At 41.5% G+C, this 3,836-nt stretch carries 7 protein-coding genes; all 7 read right to left on the reverse strand.

Annotated features, from left to right (window positions below; all coding sequences use genetic code 11):
• Positions 1 to 315: S4 domain-containing protein (locus AC29Z1_RS14880; protein WP_488272241.1), on the reverse strand; the 315-nt coding region annotated here is incomplete at its 3' end.
• A 14-nt stretch (positions 316 to 329) separates the two neighbouring features.
• Positions 330 to 797, reverse strand: coding sequence for a signal peptidase II (lspA, locus tag AC29Z1_RS14885; protein WP_488272242.1), 468 nt, complete (start codon positions 795 to 797; stop codon positions 330 to 332).
• Positions 798 to 897: 100 nt separating this feature from the next.
• The gene (locus AC29Z1_RS14890; RefSeq protein ID WP_488272243.1) at positions 898 to 1,578 is read right to left on the reverse strand and encodes a TVP38/TMEM64 family protein; all 681 of its coding nucleotides are present in this window, start codon (positions 1,576 to 1,578) and stop codon (positions 898 to 900) included.
• A 284-nt stretch (positions 1,579 to 1,862) separates the two neighbouring features.
• Positions 1,863 to 2,537, reverse strand: a complete 675-nt coding sequence (locus tag AC29Z1_RS14895; RefSeq protein WP_488272244.1) for a TraR/DksA C4-type zinc finger protein — start codon at positions 2,535 to 2,537, stop codon at positions 1,863 to 1,865.
• A 16-nt stretch (positions 2,538 to 2,553) separates the two neighbouring features.
• Positions 2,554 to 3,081 (reverse strand): nitroreductase family protein, encoded by a 528-nt coding sequence (locus tag AC29Z1_RS14900; RefSeq protein WP_488272245.1) that lies wholly within the window; start codon positions 3,079 to 3,081, stop codon positions 2,554 to 2,556.
• A gap of 23 nt (positions 3,082 to 3,104) precedes the next feature.
• The gene (locus AC29Z1_RS14905; RefSeq protein ID WP_488272246.1) at positions 3,105 to 3,431 is read right to left on the reverse strand and encodes a DUF5665 domain-containing protein; all 327 of its coding nucleotides are present in this window, start codon (positions 3,429 to 3,431) and stop codon (positions 3,105 to 3,107) included.
• Between the two features lie 74 nt (positions 3,432 to 3,505).
• On the reverse strand, positions 3,506 to 3,836 hold a 331-nt coding region (locus tag AC29Z1_RS14910; RefSeq protein ID WP_488272247.1), incomplete at its 5' end, for a zinc finger domain-containing protein.

Below are 3,836 nucleotides of genomic sequence, written 5' to 3' on the forward strand. Positions count from 1 at the left end.
CATGCCTCGCGGCTTATTGATAACAATAATATCATTGTCTTCATAAAGTATATCCAAAGGAATGGCCTCTGCGATAATTTCAACAGGTTTTGCTTCAGGAAAGATAATTTTGATTTGATCTTTAGCCTGTGCCTTGTAATTTGCCTTGGTTAATTTACCATTTACAGTAACCAAACCTTCGCTAATTAATTTTTGCAAATGTGACCGCGAAAGATCAGGAAATCGTCTGGCTAATAATACATCAATTCTTAGTCCTTGTTCATCAGCTATTGCTTCAAGTAATGTTTCTGTACCATGTATTGGAATTTGTTCCATACTATCATCCTATCTTAGTTTTCTTGGTATTCGGTGGAATTAGGCAGAAATACTAGGGTGTATATTATGCAGCCAACCCCTGTTACAATAGCAATATCGGCTACATTAAACACCGGCCAAATACGAAAATCAAAAAAATCGACAACATATCCAGTCTGCACCCGGTCAATCACATTACCGAGAGCTCCACCAGCCAAAAGACTGATACCCAACCGCAAAAGGCGAAAGGTATCTGGAATGCGGAAAAAAAAGTAGGCAATCAACCCCAACATTGCCAGCGCAATGATAATAAAAAACAATCGCTGATTTTCCAAAATACCAAAAGCAGCACCTGGATTCAACACATAGGTAATGTGAAAAATATTGTCAACCACCGGTATTGACATCCCAGGTAGCATGTGAGCTTGAATATAATGTTTTGACCACTGATCAATTATGACTACTGCCACGAAAATGACTGCCGGTAATAATCTATGCACCAACTCTCTCTCCTATCTTTTACCCAATTGCATAAACTATGATAACATGATACCGGAAAAATTCGCAAACGTAAAGAAGCACGGCTACTAATACCGCGCTTCTTTACTTATCTTTGGGAGATATTATGTAACGATCAAGTGTATCACGAAAGTAATATACAATTAATCCAATAACTACCAATATCGTAGTTATCCCTGCAGCTAATGTCGGATTATCAGCTAGATTTTGACCAAATATCGAATAAAGTACAATGGCTGGTGTTTGTCCGATGGCTGTAGCTGCAATAAACTTCCACACTGTAAGCTTGCTTAAACCTGAGCCATAACTAATTACTTTAAATGGAACTATCGGAATAAGCCTGGTAATAAACACCGCCATTATGCCATGACGTTTTAGAAAATTATCTGTTAACATCAAATATTTGACATTGATAAACCGTTCAACCACCGGACGTCCATACCAGCGGGCAATTCCAAAATCCAGGGCTGCGCCCAATAACGCACCAGTCCAGGAATATAGCGCTCCAGCCTGCCAACCAAATATCCAAGCATTCGTAATGGTAATAATGATCCCCGGTACCAAAGGTACCATAGATTGCAGTGTCATAAGAGCAATACTGGTTAAAGGTGCCCATATACCATAAGAAAGAATAAACTGGCGCAGACCTTCGAAATTGCGGGATCGTAGATAAGAAATTCCTTCGCTGGCAAACTCTTGTGCTCCTGGCATAAAAAAATAAATAACTACAACCAGTCCTACAACGCCTACTTTGGCTAATGTCATGAATTTTGCACTCGGGCAGGTCATTACACCATCTCCAGCAATTCTACCACATCATAGTTTACACAACGCAAATAGTTATATCCGGAATAATATATGATTACACATTTTCAAATAAAATCCTGCAAAAAAAAAAACAGACCTGATTTGAACAGTATCTGTTACTATATACTTACTGAAGATGTATATGTCTCATGCAGCGTGAAACAGTGCCCCTTTATTCACCGCGAAAAGCCCTCCAGATAACCAGAATATTCTCTGTCTACCTAAAGGGATAATATCAGCACTTACTGCCTAGTTTGTTGTTCTTTTTCCTGTCGCCTGCGGGCATGCCGACTGGTACTTCCCGGTTGACTGGGAATAGCATCACTCAACTCGACAATCCCCTGGTGTTCGTTACTATTTAGGAACAAGGATTCATAATTTTCCGAACCTAGGACATCCTGAGGTGCATCAGAACTGCCATACCGCATAACATCTTGCAAGACATCTTCACCGTCATACCCAACAAACTCATTATCGGCCAAATCCAGAAAATTTCTTTTGAACGGCGGCGTAAGCCTTGTTTCTTCCACTGGGCGAGGAGTCGGATCATTTTCTTCTACTAACTGTTGACACTCAATGCATTGAGTGGCCCACGGCAATGCCTCCAATCTTTCCTGCGATATTTCAGCTCCGCAACGATCACAACGACCATAGGTGCCATGGTGAATTTTTTCCAAGGCCCGTTCTATACTATTTAATAGTACACGCGCATTATCTTTAAGCCCGAGGTCTTTACCCCGTTCAAAAGTTTCACTGCCAAGATCGGCCGGGTGATTATCATAGCTGCTTAATTCACCGGTGGTATTTGACAAAGCTGAGCGGAGACCATTATCTTCAAGTTGTAAAATAGTCTCAAGCAAATCCTGCTTTTTGGCTATTAGCCGTGCCTTCGATTTTTCCAGAAATTCTGAGTGCAAAATCATATCCCCTTCTTTAGTGAATAAATTTAACAACCTCAGCCAGACGTAGGCGCTCTTTATATTCTCGTGGCTGTTCATCACTATATCCCAGACATATTATAGCTACGGCTCTAAGTCGCGGCGGAGCTTCGATAGCTTCCTGAACCTTTCTTTCATCAAAAGCACCAACCCAACACGCAGCAATTCCTAGTCCTTCAGCAGCCAAAAGCATATTTTGCGCAGCCGCTGCCGTATCTTGAATACAATATAATTGGGCACCGCGTTCTCCGTAGCGTTCGTTAGAACGAGCAGGATCGGCCGTAATAACAACGACGGTTGGCGCATCTAATATTTGTTCTTGATCAAAAGCGGCCTCAGCAATTCTTTCTTTTACCGCATAGTCCTGTACTACATAGAAATACCAAGGTTGCAGATTGCCAGCACTCGGTGCCATATTACCGGCCTCAAGAATTCGGGTCAAAGTAGCCTGAGGTATTTGCTCAGGTTTAAAACTTCGAACACTATGGCTTTCTCGGATGCAATCAAAAATGTCTTTGGTCATATGCCATCCTCCCTGATGTTGATTTAAAAAGTACCATTCTTGGTTTCAACAAACCGGACAATATCAGCAATAAAACCGCCAATGCCAGGAATGTTGAGAAGTATTAGTTGTTTAAGAAAAGAAAGCAACAAGGCAAATACCAAACTGGCACCAATAGCGATACCTAAACCACGAGCAATACCAGCCACAAAATTAGTGATAATCAGCCTGGCAGGGCGTTCTAGGGTCTCCATATAATCGGCAATCCGCATGGCTTCCAAACGATTGACCAGTCGTTCTAATTGTCTGTTGATAAACTCAGTCTGCTGATTATCACTATTACTTATATTGACTGGATGTTTATTATCCATATAAACAGACCTCCATCGCTATTATTCCCTGCTTAATAAAAATAAACCGGGATTAACTCCCGGTTTATTCATGCCTACATATTTTTTACTACAGTAGCGCACCGTTGACAAAGAGCAGGATGCTCATTATCTTGGCCCACAGTTGAACTATAAATCCAGCAACGTTCGCATTTGCCGCCTTGCGCCGGAGATACAGCAACTGCCAGTTGCATGTTTTCAGCGCGGTAGGCTTCACCTGGAGCTTGGTTAAGCTGATCCGATAAAGTTACATTAGATACAATCAGCAATGTAGCTAAATCCTCTTTGATTGCGGAAAGAGTTGCTAATTCTTCACCGGCAGCATAAAGGCTAACGGAAGCATCTAACGAGTGGCCTATTACTTTGTTACGGCGGGCTGTTTCTAAA

The organism is Sporomusa sp., assembly GCF_057736855.1.

What these genes read in the sequence shown, in the direction of transcription:
- AC29Z1_RS14890 (WP_488272243.1), bottom strand. Translation starts at nt 1,578, where the DNA reads ATGACATTAGCCAAAGTAGGCGTTGTAGGACTGGTTGTAGTTATTTAT.
- AC29Z1_RS14900 (WP_488272245.1), bottom strand. Translation starts at nt 3,081, where the DNA reads ATGACCAAAGACATTTTTGATTGCATCCGAGAAAGCCATAGTGTTCGA.
- AC29Z1_RS14905 (WP_488272246.1), bottom strand. Translation starts at nt 3,431, where the DNA reads ATGGATAATAAACATCCAGTCAATATAAGTAATAGTGATAATCAGCAG.